This is a genomic window from Chryseobacterium sp. BLS98 (genome assembly GCF_001045445.1).
GTDB lineage: Bacteria > Bacteroidota > Bacteroidia > Flavobacteriales > Weeksellaceae > Chryseobacterium.
In genome coordinates, this window is record NZ_LFNF01000005.1 from 187,551 (window position 1) to 208,592 (window position 21,042).

The following is a 21,042-nucleotide window of genomic DNA, read 5'->3' on the forward strand; positions in this document are numbered from 1 at the left end:
TCCGGGCTGACTGAAGTTTAAATAAAATTAATCCTTAAGCAGGACATATAGGATATCCTCCGTTGGGACATTTTAATGTACAGTCCCTTAGAACATAGCCACCATTGGAAAGTCTGCAGACTCCCTGTACATTACCTCCGGCAATGCTTTTCAATTGTTCTCTGGAAAGGCTTTTTTGGTTTTTTAAATTTTTCATTGTAATATTTTTGGTTAAGAAATATGTTAATTATTGTGGGCATACCACTGCCGGGCATGCACTAAGGCTTGGGCACCGGGGGATTCCGGCAGGAGGGCAGCATTCATATGAACATTCTTTGATAGTGATATTCATTCCATTGCCCATTACATTTTTTAAATACTCTCTTGAGAGTGCTTTTCTGTTTTCTGTTTTTTTCATTTTAAAAATTTTAGGTTAGTTATAATTTATATGATTGATGAATAAGTACTTATTTTTTCTATCATGTATTTTGATCTTTTTGGAGATTTGATTCGAACAAATAATCAATACCGTTGGAGTAAAGATCATATTATAATTGATTAATAATGCTTTACTTTCTAAAGAATAAAGGCTGAAAAAACTTTGAATCAAATTTTTTACTACCAGATCTATAAAGATCAGAACAATAAGTTGAAAGTATCTTTTGCATTAAGTAATGCAACTACCTTTGGAGACCATGTATTGAGAAGTATACATACCGTCACTTTTTGCTTTGGAAAATAATAGGATTTACCGCCAAAGCCAAATACATGTCCGTCATGTCCAAGGGCCACTCCCTGGTTGGTATCCAGTTTCATTAATCCCAATCCATATTGTTTATTGTATTTTAAGTCTGGTTCCAGGCGGTCAGGGTCATTATCCACAAAAGTCTGAAGCAGCTGCATTGAAGCAGAAGAAAGTATTTTATTCGTTAACAGGTTCTCCACAAATTGGGCTACATCAGAAGATGTTGAAATCATTCCGCCGTCAATTGCTCCTTCACCTCCGATTCCGTTATTATCTATATGGGTTACTTCAGTCAATGGCTCATTAGCAGTTTCAGCATAATAGGAGCGGGTGAGCTGATCCGGAAGTAGAGTACTTGCTGTCGTATTTTTCAACCCCAGGGGTTTGATTATTTTCTCACTGATTACCTGATAGGAAGATTTTCCCGTTACTTTTTTTATAATCAGGGAAAGCAGAAGATAATTGGAATTGCTATAATATCCTTTTCCAACCGGATCATCGGCAGGTTTATCATAGATCAGCTGAAGAGTCTGCTCTGCGGAATAATTGACAATACTCCCGTCAAAAACACCGGGGGCGATATCCTGTAAATAATTCCGGATTCCTGCTCTGTGATTAAGGCACTGCTCAATCGTTACCTCATTGGCATTGGCAATACGGTCTGTAATAGTGTGAGGAAGATATTTACTGATTTTATCCTTGATATTCAAAAGGCCTTCTTCCTGCAATTTCAGAATAGTTGTAGAGGCAAACATTTTGGTCATGCTTCCGATGCGGAGTCTGCTATCAGCAGACATTTTGATACCTTTTTCCCTGTCGGCCAGTCCACCGGAACCTGTCCATGCTCCTTCGGGGGAAATTACTGTAATGCTGACACCTACAGCACCGGCTGCTGTAAACTGATCAACGATACGCTGGTATTTTTTTGCATTCGGGTGCTCGGCGGGTACATCAATAGACTGATCATCCCTGCAGGAATTCATTGTAACAAAAACAGCAGTCAGAACTGTTAGAAACCATAGTTTTTTCATAGAAAAATTTTAATGAGTTAGTATTAAATTAAACTGAAACAGATAAATTTTTCTCCTTATGGTATTCTTTTATATTTTCTTAAGATATCAATCACAGGCTGATGGGGAAGGGCATAGGATTTATTTCCATTGACTCCTTCCATGGTTTCGGCGGCGATCATGGCATTAATGATAGACTCTTCGACAGCTTGTACGGTTGCATCAAACAGAGGATCAATCAGATCATTGGGAAGCATCTTCACTTTCGAAAAATCTTTTCTCTGAAAAGCTGTGGGATTGGCTGTTGAAAAGGCAATGAAAATGTCTCCTGAACTGTTCATTCCATAGCCGCCTACATTCCCGATTCCCAGAGGCACCCTTGATGCAATACGTTTTAATTGATGGGGTAATAACGGCGCATCGGTTGCAATCACCACAATAATGGAACCGTCACCTTCCTGCCGGTAAGACTGTGAAGGCAGTTTTAATTCGCTGCCCACCGTATGCTCCAGTTCTTTTCCTACAGGTACACCTGCAATCTTCAGAGATTCTTTTCTTCCGAAATTAGCCTGTACCAGAGCTCCAACGGTATAAGTAGAATCTCCGGTCTTCACAATCCTTGATGACGTTCCGGTTCCGCCTTTAAAACCAAGGCACATCATTCCTGTTCCTCCGCCAATGTTTCCTTCCTGGATTTTACCTGATTTTGCACTATTTAACGCTTCGTAAACATTGCTTTCTTTTACCTGGAAACCATAGATGTCGTTTAAAAAGCCATCATATGTTTCAGCCACTACAGGATAAGTGTACCACCAATCTTCTTTATACCAATGTTCTTTCACAAACCATTTAAGAACAGCATCTCTCACTACTCCCACACTATTGGTATTGGTAATCATTATAGGAGTTTCTAAGAAACCAGATTCCGTTATCCAGGTAGTGCCTGTCATTTCTCCATTCCCGTTCAGTGAGTACCAGTTGGCAAAAACAGGATTATTATTCCGCCCTCTTGGTAAAATAGCTGTAACTCCTGTCCGGACAGGCCCTTTCCCGATTGTATTTTTACCTTTCCCGGAAATAATTGTACTATAACCTACTTCAACTCCCTTTACGTCCGTTATAGAATTAAATGTGCCAACGGTTCCGCTAAATGGAATTCCTATATCCCTGGCCCGTAATTTCTGTCCAAATGTTAAACTTTGCATATATATTAGTAAAAAAGAGAATATTATATTTTTCATAATTATCAGTTATAGAAGGCGATCAGGCAGTATGAGATGTCCTTTGAAAGCTTCTATATTAAAATTAAATTGTTGATTTTTAGTTAATTATTGCAATAATTATTTAACCGAGAAACGTTAAGAGTTCTTTTATAAATGCCGCCGGATTTTCTTCAACTACCCAATGTGCTGTTTTAGGAATGCGTACTGATGTAACCTTCTCTGCTACTTCTTCCATCATTTCTTTCATAAAAGGTCCACTTGTACTTATTTCTCCTCCAACGGCCAGAACGGGAATAGTTAGTTTCCCATTTTTGGCCAAGCTTTCTTTATTGTCCACTATATCTTGGTCAAATGCCCGGTAAACTTCCAATCCGGCTTTCATAGCACCGGCTGAAGAATATGCCTGACTAAAAACATCCATATCAGTTTCATTAATAGCAGCTGTATTATAAATGCGATAGTTGAAAAAGTAATGTAAATATTGCCGTTCACGATCAGCAATCAGCATTTCAGGCAGGTTGTGTACGTTATGAAATGCAAAATGCCAGACCCTGTGGTCTGTTCTTATTTTATCAAATATTTTTGTGCCGGGCAAAGGAGCGTCGATGACCACCAGCTGAGATACGGATGTACGGTATTCTTGTGCATAAGCATACGCAATCATTAATCCTATATCATGTCCTATAAGGACTACAGGGGTTTGTATCTTAAGGTGTTCCTTTAACAGATGGTGAATATCGCTGGCCATAGTGCGTTTATCATATCCGCCCGCAGGTTTCCAGGAATCTCCGGCTCCGCGGTAATCCAAGGCAATGACACGAAATCCCCGATTAACCAATACAGGTATTATAAATCGCCATTCCCACCATGTTTGCGGAAAACCATGTATCAGAACAATTATATTCTCTCCATTTCCCGCTTCTGCATAATGTATACGTAATGTATTACTAATGATAGCCATTCCGTGATTCAAGCTAACATCATCAGGTAATTCTTTATCTTTCATATTCTTAATAGGTATGTTTCAGCATTAAATTTTTATATTTACAAAGATCTGATGAGGACATTTAAATCAGACTATCATTTCGATAGAAGTAGCTGCTTCAAACTTTCGAATCAATGTTTTTTAATTATTTTATTTCGATATGCAATTAGATAAACTACACTACGCCATTTTAAACGAACTACAATTAAAGGCCAGAGCGAGTAATGCTGAAATAGGTAGAAAAATAGGACTTACAGCTCCGGCTGTTGCAGAACGTATAAAAAAGCTGGAGGAAGCAGGGATAATAAAAGGCTACGCTGTTGTTGTGGAATATACAGAATTGCAATACACACAAAATGTCTTAATTGCAATAAAATTACACCCCAATATTATGATTATGTCCTTTTTAAAAGAAACTCAAGAAATAGAAGGGATTGTAAAAATGGTACATACTACAGGAGATAATTGTTTCTTTTTACATATGTTTGTGAAATCTACACAAGAGATTACTTTAGTCCTGGATCGCTTGAGTAAATTTGGCAGGACAACAACTTATTCTATTCTGTCAGTGCCTATTGATCACAAACCAATTACTCTTAAGTAGTGTTGACCCCCATGTAAGAAATAACACAAAATGAGGCCAGTGATTTACAATAATTATTTAATGTATAAAATTGAAGATTTGTACCTTGTTTCCGCACCATGACAAAGCCTCGAAATGATGTTTTAAATTGAATATAAAAATCTCAAAAAACAATTATTTCCAATAAGCTCAAATTAATGGGCTCCCATTTCTGGGAATCGTTCCTGCGATAAAAATTTCCATACATTTGCAAAACTGTTCGGAAGTGCAGCAGTTTATTTAATACAGTGTCTGCGTTTAGTTTAATGCATTTTATGCCAAAATAATTGACAAATGAAAAAAATTAAGGACATCGTAAAAAAGCTGAATCTGGATGAATCGTTTTTAATTGATTTTGAAATGGAAGCAGAAACTTTGTACCTCGCAAAGAAGGAAATGTTTGTTAAAGAAGGCAGGTCTTGTAAATATATTGGAATTGTCAAAGAGGGAGCCCTATATGCTTTTACTTCTAAAGAAGAAAATCAAGTTGTGCACGATTTATACTTACCAGATTCCTTGATTACATATTACCGAAGCTTTTTAACGCAATTGCCTGCAAATGGTTCTATTCAAGCAGCTGAAGATTCTGTTATATATGCTTTTTCATTTGAAAAATACCAGTCTTTAATAAAATCAATAGCATGGCTAAAATTTTTCAAATATGTAGCTGACAGCTTATTTATCCGTAAATGTGCCCGTGAAAATTCATTCATGAAACTTTCCGCCCCGGAGCGTTACAAGCAGCTGAGGACTCTACATCCCAGGATAGAACAAATTTTTCCGCAATACAAAATAGCGTCTTATCTGGGTATAAAAGCTGAAACACTATCCCGGATTAAAAGTCTTGACCTACATCAAGAAAAATAGAATCAAGAAGGGGTAAATTTGTAGGAAACCTCGATTTATGAAACAGATACCTGTATTGGAATACTTACAAATGTCGATTGATGGAAAATCAATTACTGATTATAGTACCTTTCAAGAATATCCGACCGCTATTTCAAAAACATTAAAAATCACTATTTCACATATTGCTTTAGGAGAAGCTAAAACAGAGATAGAAGCTGATGCATTATTGCATGGAAACCAACAGGGCACTGTGCATGGAGGGCTGCTATGTGAATTGGCTGATTCGGCTATCGGAACAGCACATTCTACATTAATACGAGAAGGAGAAAGCTTTACAAGCCTGGAGCTAAAAATAAATTTTTTCAGACCAGTTTGGAAAGACAAATTAACGGCATATGCAAAACCAATACAATCTGGGAAAACAATAACGGTTTATCATTGTGAAATTACAAATAGTGAAGGCAAAATCATTGCATCAATAGTCAGTACCGTAATGACATTAAGAGGAGAAAAAGCAAAAGGCCGATAGAAACAGAGAGGCTTGATGAGATTCACTATCCCTATAAGGGGGTACTCCAAATTCAATATAGTTTTTTTTACATTAAGTATTATAACATGATTAGACCCTATATTTTAGCTGAAACAAATTGGAAGGATATAAAACATACAGATTATGATTTAGCCATCCTACCATGGGGAGCAACAGAAGCACATAATTATCATTTACCCTATGCCACAGATATTATTGAAGCAGACAATATTGCTGCAGAAGCGGCTAGAATTGCATGGGAAAGCGGAGCAAAGCTTATCGTTTTACCTACCATCCCATTTGGAGTAAATACGGGCCAGGCTGACATAAAGCTCGATATGAATATTTATCCCAGTACACAATTGGCAATATTGTCCGATATTATTGAAGTCCTTCAAAGAGCCGGAATCAATAAACTTTTAATTTTAAATAGTCATGGCGGAAATGACTTTAAATCAATCTTGAGAGAAGTTGGTTTAAAATATCCAAAAATTTTTCTAAGCACTTGCAATTGGTTTCATGCATTAAATAAAAAAGATTTTTTTGAAAACGAAGGTGACCACGCCGATGAAATGGAAACAAGCCTGATTTTATATCTTACTCCCCATTTGGTTCTTCCTTTAGAAGAAGCAGGTGAAGGTAAAGAGAAAAAACATAAGATAAGAGAGTTTTCAGAGGGGTGGGCCTGGGCTGAGAGAAAGTGGTCACAAATTTCTGAAGATACAGGTACGGGTAATCCCAAGGCATCTACGAGAGAGAAAGGTGAAGAATTTTTTAAAGCAGTGACAATAAAAATATCTGATCTATTAATTTCATTATCAAGAGCTGATATAAACGATCTGTATGAATAAATAAAATATATAATAGTCTCTCTTTCAGAAAGATTAGTTTAGAAGAAATAATATATAAATTAGGAAAGTAGGAGAGCCATCTTGATTTATAAGTATTACTTATGACTTAGTTCCTATATTAATCACTCTGTTTTTCAATGAAAATCTAAGAATTGAGATTGCCATTCCACTATCATTGCTTGTATCAGGCAAGGTTACCAATGAAAGAGCTATAAAACATTTAGCTATGTTTACATGCAGATGCTACATGTTTCAATTGTTTTGCTTCCTCATTTTCCGTAATATTTTTCGGAAAAGTCACAAAGCTCAGAATAAATGTCACTGTCAAAAGTAAAACACTCACCCATAAAACATACTGAACTCCGTAATAGGCACTTACTATCCCGCCAAGAAATGCACCTAAGGAAGTTCCAATGTTAAAAGATGAAGTCAATAAACTGTTAACAAATTCCAGTGCATGATGCGGAACAGATTGTGTAGTCCGGATATTTGAAACCAGAAATCCTCCGGTATGGATCATTCCCCAAAAGGATATGATGATGACCATGGGCATAAATATTCCCCCAAGGTAATAAGCTAGAATCTGCACTGTTACTAAGAGAATTAAAAACAGTCTTGCTGTCATGAGCACATTGCGATTCAAAGCAATTCCCATAAGCCAATTCCCTAAAGTTCCCATACCACCGAAAAGGAGGAGCATCATACTGATCTGGGCACCATCCATCTTTGTAACCTGTTCAAGGAAAGCAGTCAGGTAGGTATAGCTGGCAAACATCGCTGCCAGTGTGGTAATGCTAGAAATCAGATTGAGCCACAAAAGAGGGCTTTTCAATATGGCTAACTGATTCTGTGTGGATTTTGTGTGATTTGCCGGAATAGAGGGGATGAAGAGCAACAGGCCGATAAAGGCAATCAAACTTATGGCACTGCTAATAAAAAATGATGCCTGCCAATGATGGAAGAGGTCCACAGCATAGGTCGTTAAGGGAATACCGAACACTGTGGCTAAGCTTAATCCCAACATTACGGTAGATACCCCTTTTGCTCCTTTTTCTTTGAATGCAATGGCAATAGAAATATTCCAGAACAGAGGATGCAATATCGCCGGTAATATCCGGGCGATCATAAGCGTCGTGAAATTGGTGGAAAACGCAGAAATTAAGTTAGAAAGAACAAATATACTCATGACCAGGCACAGCAATAACTTTCGGTTTACTTTGGTGGTAAATGAAGTAATAAAGGGGGAAGAAATGGCTACAGTAATCGCAAAGGCACTAAGCAGCCATCCCGCGGTATCGATTGATACACTGAACTGCCGGCTAATAGTGGGCAGGATACCAACTATCCCAAATTCAGTGGTAATAATGCCAAAAGCCCCCAGTGCCAGGACATAGATTGATGTTTTCATGAATGCTTACAATTTTGATGTAGCAAATTTGAACAGAAAAATTTAAAAAAATCAGTATATTTTAATGATAAATGGGTATTTTTATGCTATGAAAAGAGAAAATATAGATCAATTGGTAAAGGTAGAGTACCGTCAGGCCGCGAACTGTTCCTTAAAAGACAACCAATTCTCCTTTTTTCAGATTGTCTATGTCATTTCAGGAAAAGGATTTCTTAAGATCAATAACAATATGGGCTCTTACAATGAAGGAAGTCTTATTCTCCTGACCCCTAATGACCAGCATTATTTGGAAATTGTTGAAAAAACAGATCTTTTGCTCGTGAAGTTCAGTGAACGGTATGTAAAAGAGTATAAGTGGAATAGTATTAATTCGATGGAGTGCCTGTTATATGGTGCTTCCTTTCTGTCTGGATGTATTTTACAAAATAAGCCGGACATCATTTTGGTTGATTCAATCGTAACCTCCTTGCTCCATGGTCTGAATCATCCTGATCTCTACCATGAAGAACTGACTCTGCATTATGTGAATGCATTGATCGTGATAGCAGCCAGAAATATTTCAAAGATGAGAGCGGAGAATGTAGCTTCCAATGCTGATAAAAGAGTATTGGATATCATTAATTATATCCAGGGAAATATCCATGATCCGGCATTGTTGAAGGTTTCTGCGATATCTCAGAAATTCGGATTTTCTGAAAGCTATCTTGGGAGTTACTTTAAAAAGCAATGTGGAGAAACCATACAGCATTTTATATTGAATTATAAAATGAGATTGATCGAGCATCGGCTTCTTTTCAGTGATATGCGGATCAATGAAATTGTAACTGAATTTGGTTTTTCAGATGAAAGCCATCTGAATAAGTTTTTTAAAAAGCAGCATAATATGAGCTTGACGGAATTTAAAAAGACAAAAGGGCTTAAATCCATGAATTAAATACTTTATTAAAAATTCCAATAGACATGCAATTAATTCATTAATAAATATAGTAATAATTAATAGGAATAAATATTCAATCATGAATTACAATTTAACATAATATAAATTATAGGATTTATTTAAATCAGCTCATTTTAAGAAAATACCCACCAATTAGGCACAAACTTCTTCTCCAGATGCTATTTTACAACTTTTAAAATTTTTGTTTTGTTATACAACGCTCAAGAATCAGAATCTGTAAGTCATACAAAATATTGATCTGAACATCTATGAATAATATTGCACATAAAATCCATTTCCAGGCCTTATATAGTTTTACGGATTTTTTTTCATCTACAAGCCAGTCTAGCTCGCCAAAATTTTCTGATTTTTTTTTAAACAATACAAACGGCCAGTTCCTATAAAATTCTGACCATACAATTTATTCTCTGAAAATAATACTCAGTCAAATAATTAAATATAAATATGCATGAATTTTATAGTCTGCAGCTTTGCTATAAAATTTTGTAAAAGATTATATCTCTTGTATTACCTCCAGAATATACAGTTTTTATTACAGATCTTTATATTATGTTAAATTGAATAAATTGCCTGTTAGCAAATTTCTGAAAATAACTTTATTCTAAACATTAGAACTGCCTATTTCTAGTATTGCAAATCATTCACAAAATTTTCCGGTAAAATCTAAATTTTAATTTTTTCGATATATTCAGGTTTCCATGCACAATAACCGCTCCCCTGCCTCAAATACAAAGTGCTGATTTTCAGAAGAAAAACTATAGTCAAACACCTATTTCAAAACGGTTACTTATCTGCAATATTTTGCTTTTGGATGTATTCACTTGGAGTCATGCCTACAAATTGTTTAAAAGCTTTATTGAAGGTAGATTGGTTGGTAAATCCTGCTTCAGTATAAATGTACATAAGGGTTACTTTTTCCAGATTGCTTCTTGAAATCAGGTCTTTTACGTAATTAATTCTATGGGAGTTGATGTAGGTATTGAAGTTAGAATATCCCTGTAATCTGATTGATTTTGAAATATAGTTATTGCTGATTTTCAGAATGGTAGATAACATTGAAATATTAAATTCCGGATTAGTAAAGTGTTTATTGGTAACTATCTCATTTTCAATTTTTTCAAATAATGGTTTTGCAAAGGGCATTTCTTTTTCATCTACCGTAATAGGAAGTGTGATCCGCTTCCTTTTTTCTATAATCGAAAGTAGTTCCTGCTCCCTTATTTTATCTTTATAGTAAATGAACAAATAAACAATTACAATATTAAATCCAAAAGTAAGCAGGTCATTATACCGAAAAATATTTTCATAAGATTTTACCATAGTATGAAGTGGAGCAATATCACCCGTAAAAATGGCTACAAATGCGATAAACAAGGTATAAACTGAAAAAAAAGAACCTTCTTTTTTATCAAGAAAAATGTATGCCCCCAGCGGCACAGGAACCAGCCAGCAAAATTGAAAAATAGAATATTTCCAAAAATAAAGGATAATAAAATAAATATAAATGGGCGCAACAATAAGATAGCCCCGCACTCTATTTTCTAAAGAAAGTGACGGAAAAAAAGTATTGAATACATATACATGACTTAGCACTGCAACAGCCCCACCCAGACAATAATATCCGAACAATTTTTCTTTTACGATGAAAAAGTATATGAATGTGAATAATAATAAAATAACCCCCATCAGATAATTATATCTTATGGAAAGCTCTTCTTTCAGCCTCAGGATCTCCTGCTCTCTTAGTACTGTATTATCCATTTCTTATGGGTTATTTGAGCTTGAACACCAATGAAAAATGATTACCAACTTATATAACACACTGAATTCCATGGTTTTAATTTCATTTTCTATTGACTGACAATGATATTGATCAACCTTCAATTTAAAGTGATTTTTCATTGATGACTAAGGCCTTTTTAGTCTTCAATCTGCATTTATGCATATAATTTTGCTGCGAAATACAAATGATGAAAACTTTCGCAACCATAAAAAAAAATATTTTAATACATGTTCTCACATTGGGAACTGTATATACTTATGGTATGCTTCCACTCTATAATCATAATCAAATCGAATGTGGCAAAAGTAACAAAAAAAACAAGCCGGCTTTAATTTTTGTATCAGAAGGAAATTATATTTTCAATAAAGATCAATTGCATGCTGCTGCAAAAGATTCATTTCCTGTTTCAATGAAGGCCGAAGAAACAAGAACAGGCAAACCCCTTTTTGTTTCGGAAGAAACCATACTCCATAATCCACAGAATATTTTCATTGGTAAAGAAACGAAGAGTCAGCTAATAAAGATTATTGCTAAAAAATCATATAAAAAATCTGTTAAAGTAAATAAAAGCGAACCTGCTCAACCCATAAGCCTTTACTTTACATGGAATAATGGCCAAAACCACTTTATTCTGGCTTCGGATGGCAAATCCTGCATTTGTTCAACACACAATGATCATCATAAACAGCTGATAAACGCGAACCGTTTCAGCCTTAATTCTTTTGTTTTTTCAAAAGACGAATTATCAGAGTATAATTCTCATATGGTATCCCATTACCATACAATAATCTTCAGCATCCGTCCTCCGCCTTAAAAAAACAGGTTCCGGAACGCTGGTTAAAAAGTTACGGGCCAACATGTCCATTCAAAAAACAAATAACAACAAAATATAGCATTCTGCTATTCAATCCATTTTAAAATAAAAAACAAATGAAAAAAAATATATACACAGCAATAGCCTTGACAGTATCTTCCTTAGCCTTCTCTCAGGTAGGTATTAATACACAAAATCCACAAGGAATTTTCAATATAGATGGCGCTAAAAATAATGCGGCCACAGGTACTCCTACTGCCACACAATTAGCTGATGACTTTATTGTTACCGCATCAGGATCTACAGGTATCGGTGCGGCTCCCGACGCATCTGCTTTGCTGGAGCTAAATGTAAGCCAGTTAGCATCCGGAAAACAAAAAGGTTTTTTAGCACCAAGAGTCGCTTTGACGGCATATAATGATGCAACTACAATCCCAAGTCCTGCAACAGGATTATTAGTATACAATCTTGGAACTCAAGCTTCCTTTACCTTTAAGGGATATGTATATTGGGACGGCTCCCAATGGAAACTTTTGGATGGGCGCTCACTATATCCGGGTACCATTGGAGCCTTAAGATGTGCCGATGCTAATCTGAATCCGCTGACTTATACAGCCGGAACTCCATATAATGGGGTAATGACTGTGCCTTATACCGGAGGAAACGGAGGAATATACGGAGCACAAACTATAGGACCTGTAAACGGACTTACAGCGACGCTTACACAAGGTAATTTTGCACAAGGTTCCGGTACTTTAAACTATACAATCTCCGGAACTCCAACGGTATCCAGTCCCATTACCACAACATTCCCTCTTTCAATCGGAGGACAGAGCTGTAGTGCTACAGTGGGTCTTGGAAAAGTACTTGCTCCCGGAGAGTATCAGTTCTTTACTTATACAGTCCCAGCAACATATGTTGGATTATTGAGCACTTATATCGGAGGTAGTTATGATGCTATTTTAGGACAAAAGGTAAGACTGGATTGTAATTTTACCAGCAGTTCTAATGCAGGTTCCGGTGCAGTTACCTACAACCCTCGTTTGGTCAATATCTCTACTTCTAACATTAAATTGTGGTATGCAGCACTATCGAGTGTGGACCGTTTCCGCCGTTCGAATGTTTTATTAGCTCCCGGAGGGTATATGGAGACTGATAACGGAATTTATCTTAACTGGGGAGACAATATGAATAGCAGTTCAGTTCCTGTATTAGCGACCAGCTCCAGTGATGATTCCCAGGAAATAGAAACAGTGGACTTAATTGTAGATGGAATCTGGTACAGAATAATCGTTTTTGTTTCTGTAGATAACCTGAACGATACGGATCCTACCAACAATATCCGACGTGTCTTTATGACAGCACAAAGAATGTCAAGTTAAATGATTAATAGAATGCCCCCATTTCTACTCTTAAAAATACACAAATGATGGGAAAGAATCAATGGGGGCATCTTTTATTCATAAAAAGAATTTAATTACAAAACTATAAAACTAACCAGGCAGCTGTTCATTTTTATTATTAAGCTTATATGACTTTTTCATTATCTGCATTTTGCTGCCTGGTTTTCTTTCTAAGAAGAAAAATAAATCTAAAATATCTAAAAACACAAATATGAATTTCAAAGACATTCATATCGGACAAATGATTGAACAAAAAATTATAGAAAGCAAAATAGATTCACAACGCGTATGTAATTTTTTGAAATGTACCGAAGAAGAAATTAAACAAATGTATCGGGAAAAGGTCCTTGATACGGAGACCTTATTGAAATGGAGCAAGTTACTGGAATATGATTTCTTTCGCCTTTATTCGCAGCATCTTATCCTGTACGCACCCCCGGCCGCTAAACACAAGGCAGGAAAAACAAACCTTCCTATGTTCCGTAAAAATATATATACCAAAGAAATCATTCATTTCATACTGGAACAGATCAATACAGGAGAGATGGCCAAGATTGATGTGGTAAGAGAATACGGAATTCCAAAAACGACACTTTACAAGTGGCTAATAAAGCATAGAGAACAGGCAGAATAGTTTAGTCCACTCTTTTAAATACAACAAATATCGTTGAATCTAATATGATACCCAGCTATGAAAAATCATCCTAACTATAAAAACATTTATTCTGATATTGTAGCCAAGAAATTTCCGCATAAGCAAAAAGAATGTGAAACTTTGCTTAAGATGAACAGGCTATCGTTTTTGAATATTATTGAGCTGAATACAATAATATTTGGCACATCTGATATACAAACCGAAAACTTTAATCAGAAACACCGTTCTTACCAAAAATCTGACATTCTGAAAATATTGGAATACCAGAAAAAAAACAGGCTTAATAATATCCAATTGGCCAATCATTTCAAGCTAAGCCGGAACACCGTTACCAAATGGAAGAAAATGTTTTTGGAAAACTAGGGCAACCCACAAATTATGCTTTTTTCAATATAATCTGGTTTCTGGACACAATAACCGCTACCCTGTCCCCTGCTTCAAAACCACAATCCTGAACCCATTTTCCGGCAATCCTTATTTCCGGAAAGAAAACTTCATTGTAGTATGCCCGTGCGAAGGATTACGGAAAACCTTAAGATTCCGGCTGCGGAAAAGCTTATATTTGTTTTGAGAATTGATCTTTCTTTTCATCACTTGCTGTTTTTTCTGCAAACCAAAGAATATCCAACAGTATATTCCAGTTTCTGAAAGGATATTTTATGAGAAATGAAGGATATTTTAGAATATAATTTATTTATCCGGGAGCTTTATTTTTCTCTCCTAAAACTTTATATTTGTTATTATGACTTACACAGATATGCAAGATAAAAAAATACATCAGGGCCGAAACATCAAACGTTTCCGCGAAATGCTGGGCATCAAACAGGAAGCACTTGCCCTGGAACTGGGCGACGACTGGAACCAGAAGAAAATTTCCCTTCTTGAACAAAAAGAAACCGTAGAAACAGATATTCTGGCCCAGGTTGCCAAAATCCTGAAAGTTCCTGCCGAGGCGATTGAGAATTTTGATGAAGAACAGGCGGTGAATATTATTTCTAATACATTTACAAGTAATGATACATCAACTTTAAATGCTATTAATGTACAACCTACATTCAATCCTCTTGATAAAATGGTTGAGCTGTATGAGCGTATGCTGGAGCAACAGAAGGAAATGATCGAGAAGCTGGAGAGGTTGATTGAGAAAGATTAACTAAACAACTTCACGGAAACTAATAACTATGAATCGTATAATATTAATTGGGAATGGTTTTGACCTTGCTCATGGAATGCCAACAAGCTATGGTAATTTTATTAATGACTATTGGGGAAATAAGAGAAAAGAGATTTGGAATGGCAAATACAATGATAAAAAATTTGAAGATGACAACATCATTCTTGATGGGGTACCATCAATTCCATATTCAGAAGTTACAACGAATGAATCTGAGTACAGCAAACTATTAACAATTTTAAAACACTATAAAGCCAAAATAAAATATAAAAATAATTTTCTTAAAACATTAACGGAAAGAAATCATTCTCTTAATTGGGTTGATATTGAAAAGGAATATTATTCTTTACTAAAAAAGAGTTACAAAGATTTTTCAAAACCTCGATATAGTATAACCGATTTGAATAAAGATTTTGGTGCTATTGAATCTTTATTAGAAGAATATCTCACAAAAGTACAAAAAGAATTTTCTACAAGCTTTCCCAATACTAAAGACAAAAAGAATTTTAAAAGCCTTGTTTATAACGTAATATATGCAGATTTTAAATTCAAGGAATTTTCAGAGTCATCAATTAATCAACTAACTGAAATTGAATTTCAAAGAGTTAATAATTATGTTAAAGATATTGAAGAAGAAAAAATATCAATTCAAGATTTGGAATTATCAGAGAGAGACATTCGACTTTATCAAGCTTTAATTGGTATCAAAGATAAGAGACAAAAAATTAAAAGAATATTAAAATCTGATAGTGCGCCGAATTATTTTCGTCATAGGCCAGAAAATATATTATTTTTAAACTTTAATTATACATCGACTGAGACTCATTATGACAATCCTCCAACTGATTCTGAATTTGAAAATGATATATCTAAGGATGTAATACATATTCATGGGGTTTTAAATAATAAAACAGATAATAAAATCATATTTGGCTTTGGAGATGAAATAGATAAAGATTACTTAGAAATTGAAGATCTTGATGACAATGAATATCTACAAAATATAAAGTCAATGAAATATCTTGAAAGTGATTCCTATAAAAGGCTACTGGACTTTATAAATTCAAATAATTATCAAGTTTTTATATTCGGCCATTCTTGTGGAATTTCAGATAGAACTTTACTAAACACACTATTTGAGCATAAAAACTGTAGTTCTGTAAAACCTTATTATCGTAAAAAAGATGATGGAACAGATAATTATAGTGAAATGATAAGAAATATTTCTAGAAACTTCACAGATAAAGCTTCAATGAGAGACAAGGTTGTAAATAAAGAATATACCGAAGCGTTATTTAAATAATTGAAATAGAGAACTTACCGTTCTCTATTTTTATTTTAATAAACTTATTTAATAGATTTTGTCTTAAAAAATTGCGTAGTCAAATAACTTCATTTAAATTTGTAGTCAAATAACTACACAATGAATTTAAGAAGAGATGTATTTCAGGCTATAGCAGACCCTACCAGAAGATCTATCCTGATGCTGGTGGCAGCACAATCCATGACTGCCGGTGCCATAGCTTCCAATTTCGATACCGCAAGACCTACCGTTTCCAAGCATCTTCAGATCCTCACAGAATGTGAACTGCTGAGATCTGAGCAGAACGGCCGTGAAATTATTTACCACCTCAATCCCAATAAAATGAAAGAAATAGCCGATTTTATAGAACCTTTCCGCCAAATGTGGGACGAGAAATTCAATAAGCTGGAAAGTGTAATGAAAGCCTACCAGAACAAAAATTCGTGATCCGAGATACGGGTTATTGAGATTCGTGGTACGGGTTCCGGGATGATAAATAAATGGCAGTTTAAAATCTCAAAATCCTCACCTACAAAATTATCCAAACCCCTTAACCCGAAACGCGTAACAAGTATCAACCCCTCAAACTCTCCCACTCTAACACTCTCAAACACCAAAACCAAAAAACATGGAACTTAAAACAAAAATCCACGCCGAAGACGGCAAACAGGAAATATTCATCACCAGGGAATTTGATCTTCCGGTAGAACTGCTTTTCAAGGCATATACAGAAGCAGAACTTTTCGAACAATGGATGGGAACCAAAGTGACCAAGTTTGAAAACAAACCACACGGAAGTTACCGTTTCGAAACCTCGAATCCTCAGGGAGAGGTGGTGTTCAGCGCTAATGGAACCATTCATGAAATCGTTCAGGATGAGAAAATTATAAGGACTTTCCAGATGGAAAATACGCCCTTCCCTGTTCAGATCGAATTTTTAGAATTTGAAAAGCTTACAGACAGTACCAGCAAACTTACTATCCAGACCATTTATAAATCGGTAGACTTCAGAGATCAGCACCTGAAAATGCCGTTTGCTCAGGGAATCAATATGGCGCATAACCGTTTACAGGAGGTATTAGGTAGTAGTTTATAGGTTGCAGGTAGCAGGTCTACAATTATGGAAATAAAAAAAACTTGATTTCATATCCTAAACTCCCATAAACTCTCCCACACTCTCACCCTAAAACTCTCAAAACCCAAACCCATGAATACAAAAACAGACTTCTTCTTCAACGAACCCAGCCAATGGCAGGCAGCATTTGAAAAACTAAGAGCAATTGCCCTGAGTACAGAACTTACGGAAGATCTGAAATGGGGATGCCCTTGCTATACCTATGAAGGGAAAAATATTTTCCTGATCCACGGTTTTAAAGAATATTGTGCCCTCCTGTTCTTTAAAGGTGCCCTGATGAAAGACCCGGATCATATTCTCATCCAGCAATCTAAAAATGTTCAGGCTGCAAGACAGATCCGCTTTACAGATGTACAGCAGATTAATGATCTTGAAGACATTCTCCGGTCCTATATGTTTGAAGCTGTTGAGATTGAGGAATCTGGAGCTAAAGTTGGAATGAAGAAAACCAAAGAATTTGAAATGGTTGAAGAATTTCAATTCAGACTGGATCAGGATCCGGCATTGAAAGAAGCTTTTGAAGCATTAACTCCAGGTAGGCAAAGAGCTTACTTGCTCCATTTCTCATCTGCTAAACAATCCAAAACACGGGAAGCCCGCATCGATAAATGCATTCCGGAAATTTTTGAAGGAAAAGGATTAAACGACTAATACTAAAACTATATAATATGGAAACACAGAACAAATCTCAAAAAAGAAACAAGATCATTTACTGGATCTTCACCTTATGGATGGCCTTGGGAATGGTATCCACAGCCATTGTACAGCTTATGAAAAATAAAGACGAACTTGCCAATTTTACCAATCTCGGCTATCCTTCCTACCTGATGACCATTATTGGAGTCTGGAAAATCCTTGGCGTTATCGCTGTTCTTATTCCAAAATTTCCGTTACTGAAAGAATGGGCCTATGCAGGGTTTTTCTTTGTCATGTCGGGAGCATTGGTTTCACACATTATTGTTGGCGATACTGCCGGACGAACTTTGCCAGCTCTTTTATTATTGGTTCTGGTTGTTATTTCATGGTATTTCAGGCCTGCTGACAGGAAAATTTCTATGATTAACCATTAAAATAATTGTGAAAACTTTAATTTTAAATAATCAAACCACTTAATAATAATGCTATGAGCAAAAAGAAACTGTCAGCGGAGCAAAGCACAGAGCTTTTAAAAACCCTGAAAAACCGTTTTGAAAAAAATATAAACCGCCATAAAGGTTTAGATTGGGAAAAAATCCAGGCAAAACTGGAAAAAAATCCCGAAAAACTCTGGTCACTGCACGAAATGGAAGTAACCGAAGGCGAACCGGATGTGGTAGACTATGATAAAAAAACAGATGAATACATCTTTTTCGACTGCTCCCCGGAAAGCCCGAAACGCAGAAGCCTGTGCTACGATTACCAGGCCTGGAACGCCCGTAAAGCCAACAAACCTGAAAGTAACGCCATCGATAAAGCTGCGGAAATGGGCATTGAACTATTAACGGAAGAACAATACCGTCATCTTCAGGAACTCGGAAAGTTTGACCTGAAAACTTCAAGCTGGATAAAAACGCCTGCCCATATCAGGGAACTTGGAGGTGCTGTTTTTTGTGACCGCCGCTACAATACGGTTTTTATGTATCACAATGGCGCGGATTCTTATTATGCAGCCAGAGGTTTCCGGGGAGTTTTGAAAGTGTAGATGCTGATTTGGTTCGGGTTTCCGAGATTCGGGTTTTGAGTTGAATTTGAGCATTTAATCAACTACATTCTTTCATATGAACGAGTTACAAGCCACCAAAATAAACCCAAACATCTGCTCAATCTGCCCTATTTGCGAGAGATAAAAAGAACTAACTGTCAAAACCAAACAGATTATTTTTTTTTAATATTTTTAAATAACACATTATTTATATCCTTTATTCTTTCATATCTAAATACTATTATTAATTTAGTACGCAGAAATTTGAATTTAATATAACAACTTTGGGTATGAAAAAATTAATCTTACTGGGCTCGTTATCTGTTTTTCTTATGAACTGTAACAAAAAAACAGAAACTCCTGCTCCGAAAGTAGTAAGCGACACAACCGCTGCAGAAGAACCTGTGGTAGATACATTAGGTCCAAAATCATTCTGTTATTTAGGGGTTACCGGAAAAGACAGCGTTTTTGCATCTATCGATGACAATCTGGGAACTATTACAGGAAAATTAGCTTATAAAAACAGTGAAAAAGACAGTTCCAAAGGAGATATTACAGGTTTTAAATCCGGCGATACTCTTAAACTGACGTATGAATTCCAATCCGAAGGAACGAAAAGCAAGAGAGATATTTATTTCATTCAGAAAGATAATATTTTAACGGAAGGAATCGGGGATCATAAGGAAGAAGACGGCCAGTCCAAATATGCTGATGAGAAAAAGATCAGCTATAAAGACGGACAAAAACTGGAGCCTGCTGACTGTAAAGTAGTTTCAAAGGCTTTAAAATAACTTAAATCACTTACTGAAATAAAAAAGGTGGCTGAGAATCTCGAAGCCACCTTTTTTATTACTTTCCGTTAGAGTTCTCTCTCAATAATCTCTATAAAACGCTCTACCGCTTCATCTCCCGTATTCCAGGAAGTAATAAGACGAATGGCAGAAGATTTTTCATCTATTTTTTTCCAGACGAAAAAGTCAAAATTTTCAGATAGAACTTCAATAAGCTCATTGGATATAATAGGAAATATCTGATTGGTATAGGTGTCAGCAAGAAACTGTACTCCCCTTTCCTTCATTGCATTTTTAATCTTCATCGCCTGAATATTGGCATGCTTCGCTAGGTCAAAATACAGATCATCTTTCATCAGCTCCATAAACTGAATACCAAGAAGACGGCCTTTTGCCAATAATGCTCCTTTTTGCTTGATATTAAAGGCAAAATCCGGCTGTAGATCCTTATTATTGATGACAATGGCCTCTCCTATCAATGCCCCGTTTTTTGTTCCGCCCAGATAAAAAACATCCGTAAGTTCCGCTACTTTTTCCAGCGTAAGATCGCTGATTTCGGAAGTTAATCCATGTCCTAACCTTGCCCCATCCATAAACAGATACAATCCTTTTTCCCTGCAGAAATCTGAAAGTTTTTCCAGCTCTTCAGCCAGGTAAACTGTTCCCAACTCTGTAGAATTTGATATATAAACCAGCTTCGGCATTACCTGATGCGGAATATTGCTGTGATTTTCAAGAACAGGAATAATATCTTCCGGTCTAAGCTTTCCGTCTGCCGTTTCAATGCTTAAAACTTTGTGTCCTGTAGCTTCAATAGCTCCCGTTTCATTATTAAGAATATGTCCCGGTGCTGCAGATATCACACATTGATAAGGCCTTAAAATTCCTGAAATCACAATAAGGTTAGCCTGTGTTCCCCCGGAAACCAGAAAAACTTCAGAATCCGGGCTTTTTATTTTTTCTTTGATCAGTTTCTTTGCCTGCAGAGAATATTCATCTTCGCCGTATCCGGCCTGCTGTTCAAAGTTTGAGTGTAAGAGTGCTTGTAGAATATTCGGGTGACATCCCTCAGAATAATCGTTTTTAAAAGAAAATTTCATAGAGTAAAATTAAAAAAAGTTAAACTAATAAGGTCTTATTTTAC

26 protein-coding genes are annotated in these 21,042 nt (G+C 35.9%); 17 read left to right on the forward strand and 9 right to left on the reverse strand.

Annotated elements, in window-relative coordinates; genetic code table 11:
* Window positions 1–34 precede the first annotated feature (34 nt).
* From ACM40_RS20680 to ACM40_RS18170, 5 genes are all read right to left on the reverse strand, one after another.
* Window positions 35–196, reverse strand: a complete 162-nt coding sequence (locus ACM40_RS20680; RefSeq protein WP_165579324.1) for a hypothetical protein — start codon at window positions 194–196, stop codon at window positions 35–37.
* A 30-nt stretch (window positions 197–226) separates the two neighbouring features.
* Entirely contained in the window at window positions 227–397 is a 171-nt protein-coding gene (locus ACM40_RS20685; RefSeq protein WP_165579325.1) for a hypothetical protein, read from the reverse strand.
* 218 nt (window positions 398–615) lie between these two features.
* On the reverse strand, window positions 616–1,755 hold the full coding sequence (locus tag ACM40_RS18160) for a serine hydrolase domain-containing protein (RefSeq protein ID WP_083996902.1): 1,140 nt from the start codon (window positions 1,753–1,755) through the stop codon (window positions 616–618).
* A 56-nt stretch (window positions 1,756–1,811) separates the two neighbouring features.
* The gene (locus tag ACM40_RS18165) at window positions 1,812–2,939 is read right to left on the reverse strand and encodes a P1 family peptidase (protein WP_228376215.1); all 1,128 of its coding nucleotides are present in this window, start codon (window positions 2,937–2,939) and stop codon (window positions 1,812–1,814) included.
* A 139-nt stretch (window positions 2,940–3,078) separates the two neighbouring features.
* Window positions 3,079–3,963, reverse strand: coding sequence for an alpha/beta fold hydrolase (locus ACM40_RS18170; RefSeq protein ID WP_048504211.1), 885 nt, complete (start codon window positions 3,961–3,963; stop codon window positions 3,079–3,081).
* Window positions 3,964–4,102: 139 nt separating this feature from the next.
* Here ACM40_RS18170 and ACM40_RS18175 point away from each other — a divergent pair, with 139 nt between their 5' ends.
* The 4 genes from ACM40_RS18175 (at window position 4,103) to ACM40_RS18190 (ending at window position 6,793) form a co-directional block, all read left to right on the forward strand.
* The gene (locus ACM40_RS18175; RefSeq protein WP_048504212.1) at window positions 4,103–4,546 is read left to right on the forward strand and encodes an Lrp/AsnC family transcriptional regulator; all 444 of its coding nucleotides are present in this window, start codon (window positions 4,103–4,105) and stop codon (window positions 4,544–4,546) included.
* Between the two features lie 312 nt (window positions 4,547–4,858).
* Window positions 4,859–5,431 (forward strand): Crp/Fnr family transcriptional regulator, encoded by a 573-nt coding sequence (locus tag ACM40_RS18180; protein WP_048504213.1) that lies wholly within the window; start codon window positions 4,859–4,861, stop codon window positions 5,429–5,431.
* Window positions 5,432–5,468: 37 nt separating this feature from the next.
* Window positions 5,469–5,942: a PaaI family thioesterase gene (locus tag ACM40_RS18185; protein ID WP_048504214.1), complete on the forward strand. Its 474-nt coding sequence runs from the start codon at window positions 5,469–5,471 to the stop codon at window positions 5,940–5,942.
* A gap of 86 nt (window positions 5,943–6,028) precedes the next feature.
* Window positions 6,029–6,793 (forward strand): creatininase family protein, encoded by a 765-nt coding sequence (locus tag ACM40_RS18190; protein ID WP_048504215.1) that lies wholly within the window; start codon window positions 6,029–6,031, stop codon window positions 6,791–6,793.
* A gap of 220 nt (window positions 6,794–7,013) precedes the next feature.
* Here the strand turns inward: ACM40_RS18190 and ACM40_RS18195 are convergent, their stop codons facing one another.
* Window positions 7,014–8,201: an MFS transporter gene (locus tag ACM40_RS18195; protein WP_053077131.1), complete on the reverse strand. Its 1,188-nt coding sequence runs from the start codon at window positions 8,199–8,201 to the stop codon at window positions 7,014–7,016.
* A gap of 88 nt (window positions 8,202–8,289) precedes the next feature.
* Here ACM40_RS18195 and ACM40_RS18200 point away from each other — a divergent pair, with 88 nt between their 5' ends.
* The gene (locus tag ACM40_RS18200; RefSeq protein WP_048504506.1) at window positions 8,290–9,135 is read left to right on the forward strand and encodes an AraC family transcriptional regulator; all 846 of its coding nucleotides are present in this window, start codon (window positions 8,290–8,292) and stop codon (window positions 9,133–9,135) included.
* Between the two features lie 807 nt (window positions 9,136–9,942).
* On the opposite strand, the gene ACM40_RS18210 is transcribed toward ACM40_RS18200, so the two are convergent.
* Window positions 9,943–10,920: a helix-turn-helix domain-containing protein gene (locus ACM40_RS18210; protein WP_048504217.1), complete on the reverse strand. Its 978-nt coding sequence runs from the start codon at window positions 10,918–10,920 to the stop codon at window positions 9,943–9,945.
* A 206-nt stretch (window positions 10,921–11,126) separates the two neighbouring features.
* On the opposite strand from ACM40_RS18210, the gene ACM40_RS18215 reads away from it, so the two are divergent.
* From ACM40_RS18215 to ACM40_RS18230, 4 genes are all read left to right on the forward strand, one after another.
* Entirely contained in the window at window positions 11,127–11,756 is a 630-nt protein-coding gene (locus ACM40_RS18215) for a hypothetical protein (RefSeq protein ID WP_131705389.1), read from the forward strand.
* 116 nt (window positions 11,757–11,872) lie between these two features.
* A complete protein-coding gene (locus ACM40_RS18220) occupies window positions 11,873–13,138 on the forward strand; it encodes a hypothetical protein (RefSeq protein WP_048504219.1) in 1,266 nt (421 codons plus the stop codon).
* 232 nt (window positions 13,139–13,370) lie between these two features.
* Entirely contained in the window at window positions 13,371–13,793 is a 423-nt protein-coding gene (locus ACM40_RS18225) for a transposase (protein ID WP_048504220.1), read from the forward strand.
* 57 nt (window positions 13,794–13,850) lie between these two features.
* Window positions 13,851–14,177, forward strand: a complete 327-nt coding sequence (locus ACM40_RS18230; RefSeq protein WP_048504221.1) for a hypothetical protein — start codon at window positions 13,851–13,853, stop codon at window positions 14,175–14,177.
* A 13-nt stretch (window positions 14,178–14,190) separates the two neighbouring features.
* Here ACM40_RS18230 and ACM40_RS20920 read toward each other — a convergent pair whose 3' ends face one another.
* Window positions 14,191–14,292 (reverse strand): hypothetical protein, encoded by a 102-nt coding sequence (locus tag ACM40_RS20920; protein WP_083996911.1) that lies wholly within the window; start codon window positions 14,290–14,292, stop codon window positions 14,191–14,193.
* Between the two features lie 264 nt (window positions 14,293–14,556).
* Here ACM40_RS20920 and ACM40_RS18235 point away from each other — a divergent pair, with 264 nt between their 5' ends.
* From ACM40_RS18235 to ACM40_RS18270, 8 genes are all read left to right on the forward strand, one after another.
* Window positions 14,557–14,967, forward strand: a complete 411-nt coding sequence (locus ACM40_RS18235; protein ID WP_048504222.1) for a helix-turn-helix transcriptional regulator — start codon at window positions 14,557–14,559, stop codon at window positions 14,965–14,967.
* A gap of 28 nt (window positions 14,968–14,995) precedes the next feature.
* A complete protein-coding gene (locus ACM40_RS18240; protein ID WP_048504223.1) occupies window positions 14,996–16,291 on the forward strand; it encodes an AbiH family protein in 1,296 nt (431 codons plus the stop codon).
* 120 nt (window positions 16,292–16,411) lie between these two features.
* Window positions 16,412–16,738, forward strand: a complete 327-nt coding sequence (locus ACM40_RS18245; RefSeq protein ID WP_040995027.1) for an ArsR/SmtB family transcription factor — start codon at window positions 16,412–16,414, stop codon at window positions 16,736–16,738.
* 181 nt (window positions 16,739–16,919) lie between these two features.
* Window positions 16,920–17,387 (forward strand): SRPBCC domain-containing protein, encoded by a 468-nt coding sequence (locus tag ACM40_RS18250; protein WP_048504224.1) that lies wholly within the window; start codon window positions 16,920–16,922, stop codon window positions 17,385–17,387.
* A gap of 111 nt (window positions 17,388–17,498) precedes the next feature.
* Window positions 17,499–18,077 carry a YdeI/OmpD-associated family protein gene (locus tag ACM40_RS18255; protein ID WP_048504225.1) on the forward strand — a complete coding sequence of 193 codons (579 nt, stop codon included), beginning with the start codon at window positions 17,499–17,501 and terminating at the stop codon, window positions 18,075–18,077.
* Window positions 18,078–18,094: 17 nt separating this feature from the next.
* Window positions 18,095–18,496, forward strand: coding sequence for a DoxX family protein (locus ACM40_RS18260; protein WP_048504226.1), 402 nt, complete (start codon window positions 18,095–18,097; stop codon window positions 18,494–18,496).
* A gap of 53 nt (window positions 18,497–18,549) precedes the next feature.
* Window positions 18,550–19,107 (forward strand): DUF4256 domain-containing protein, encoded by a 558-nt coding sequence (locus ACM40_RS18265; RefSeq protein ID WP_048504227.1) that lies wholly within the window; start codon window positions 18,550–18,552, stop codon window positions 19,105–19,107.
* A gap of 290 nt (window positions 19,108–19,397) precedes the next feature.
* Window positions 19,398–19,898: a hypothetical protein gene (locus tag ACM40_RS18270; RefSeq protein ID WP_048504228.1), complete on the forward strand. Its 501-nt coding sequence runs from the start codon at window positions 19,398–19,400 to the stop codon at window positions 19,896–19,898.
* Window positions 19,899–19,966: 68 nt separating this feature from the next.
* Here the strand turns inward: ACM40_RS18270 and ACM40_RS18275 are convergent, their stop codons facing one another.
* A complete protein-coding gene (locus ACM40_RS18275; protein WP_048504229.1) occupies window positions 19,967–20,998 on the reverse strand; it encodes a threonine aldolase family protein in 1,032 nt (343 codons plus the stop codon).
* Between the last annotated feature and the right edge of the window lie 44 nt (window positions 20,999–21,042).

What these genes read in the sequence shown, in the direction of transcription:
- ACM40_RS20680 (WP_165579324.1), bottom strand. Translation starts at nt 196, where the DNA reads ATGAAAAATTTAAAAAACCAAAAAAGCCTTTCCAGAGAACAATTGAAA.
- ACM40_RS20685 (WP_165579325.1), bottom strand. Translation starts at nt 397, where the DNA reads ATGAAAAAAACAGAAAACAGAAAAGCACTCTCAAGAGAGTATTTAAAA.
- ACM40_RS18160 (WP_083996902.1), bottom strand. Translation starts at nt 1,755, where the DNA reads ATGAAAAAACTATGGTTTCTAACAGTTCTGACTGCTGTTTTTGTTACA.
- ACM40_RS18165 (WP_228376215.1), bottom strand. Translation starts at nt 2,939, where the DNA reads ATGCAAAGTTTAACATTTGGACAGAAATTACGGGCCAGGGATATAGGA.
- ACM40_RS18170 (WP_048504211.1), bottom strand. Translation starts at nt 3,963, where the DNA reads ATGAAAGATAAAGAATTACCTGATGATGTTAGCTTGAATCACGGAATG.
- ACM40_RS18175 (WP_048504212.1), top strand. Translation starts at nt 4,103, where the DNA reads ATGCAATTAGATAAACTACACTACGCCATTTTAAACGAACTACAATTA.
- ACM40_RS18180 (WP_048504213.1), top strand. Translation starts at nt 4,859, where the DNA reads ATGAAAAAAATTAAGGACATCGTAAAAAAGCTGAATCTGGATGAATCG.
- ACM40_RS18185 (WP_048504214.1), top strand. Translation starts at nt 5,469, where the DNA reads ATGAAACAGATACCTGTATTGGAATACTTACAAATGTCGATTGATGGA.
- ACM40_RS18190 (WP_048504215.1), top strand. Translation starts at nt 6,029, where the DNA reads ATGATTAGACCCTATATTTTAGCTGAAACAAATTGGAAGGATATAAAA.
- ACM40_RS18195 (WP_053077131.1), bottom strand. Translation starts at nt 8,201, where the DNA reads ATGAAAACATCAATCTATGTCCTGGCACTGGGGGCTTTTGGCATTATT.
- ACM40_RS18200 (WP_048504506.1), top strand. Translation starts at nt 8,290, where the DNA reads ATGAAAAGAGAAAATATAGATCAATTGGTAAAGGTAGAGTACCGTCAG.
- ACM40_RS18210 (WP_048504217.1), bottom strand. Translation starts at nt 10,920, where the DNA reads ATGGATAATACAGTACTAAGAGAGCAGGAGATCCTGAGGCTGAAAGAA.
- ACM40_RS18215 (WP_131705389.1), top strand. Translation starts at nt 11,127, where the DNA reads ATGATGAAAACTTTCGCAACCATAAAAAAAAATATTTTAATACATGTT.
- ACM40_RS18220 (WP_048504219.1), top strand. Translation starts at nt 11,873, where the DNA reads ATGAAAAAAAATATATACACAGCAATAGCCTTGACAGTATCTTCCTTA.
- ACM40_RS18225 (WP_048504220.1), top strand. Translation starts at nt 13,371, where the DNA reads ATGAATTTCAAAGACATTCATATCGGACAAATGATTGAACAAAAAATT.
- ACM40_RS18230 (WP_048504221.1), top strand. Translation starts at nt 13,851, where the DNA reads ATGAAAAATCATCCTAACTATAAAAACATTTATTCTGATATTGTAGCC.
- ACM40_RS18235 (WP_048504222.1), top strand. Translation starts at nt 14,557, where the DNA reads ATGACTTACACAGATATGCAAGATAAAAAAATACATCAGGGCCGAAAC.
- ACM40_RS18240 (WP_048504223.1), top strand. Translation starts at nt 14,996, where the DNA reads ATGAATCGTATAATATTAATTGGGAATGGTTTTGACCTTGCTCATGGA.
- ACM40_RS18245 (WP_040995027.1), top strand. Translation starts at nt 16,412, where the DNA reads ATGAATTTAAGAAGAGATGTATTTCAGGCTATAGCAGACCCTACCAGA.
- ACM40_RS18250 (WP_048504224.1), top strand. Translation starts at nt 16,920, where the DNA reads ATGGAACTTAAAACAAAAATCCACGCCGAAGACGGCAAACAGGAAATA.
- ACM40_RS18255 (WP_048504225.1), top strand. Translation starts at nt 17,499, where the DNA reads ATGAATACAAAAACAGACTTCTTCTTCAACGAACCCAGCCAATGGCAG.
- ACM40_RS18260 (WP_048504226.1), top strand. Translation starts at nt 18,095, where the DNA reads ATGGAAACACAGAACAAATCTCAAAAAAGAAACAAGATCATTTACTGG.
- ACM40_RS18265 (WP_048504227.1), top strand. Translation starts at nt 18,550, where the DNA reads ATGAGCAAAAAGAAACTGTCAGCGGAGCAAAGCACAGAGCTTTTAAAA.
- ACM40_RS18270 (WP_048504228.1), top strand. Translation starts at nt 19,398, where the DNA reads ATGAAAAAATTAATCTTACTGGGCTCGTTATCTGTTTTTCTTATGAAC.
- ACM40_RS18275 (WP_048504229.1), bottom strand. Translation starts at nt 20,998, where the DNA reads ATGAAATTTTCTTTTAAAAACGATTATTCTGAGGGATGTCACCCGAAT.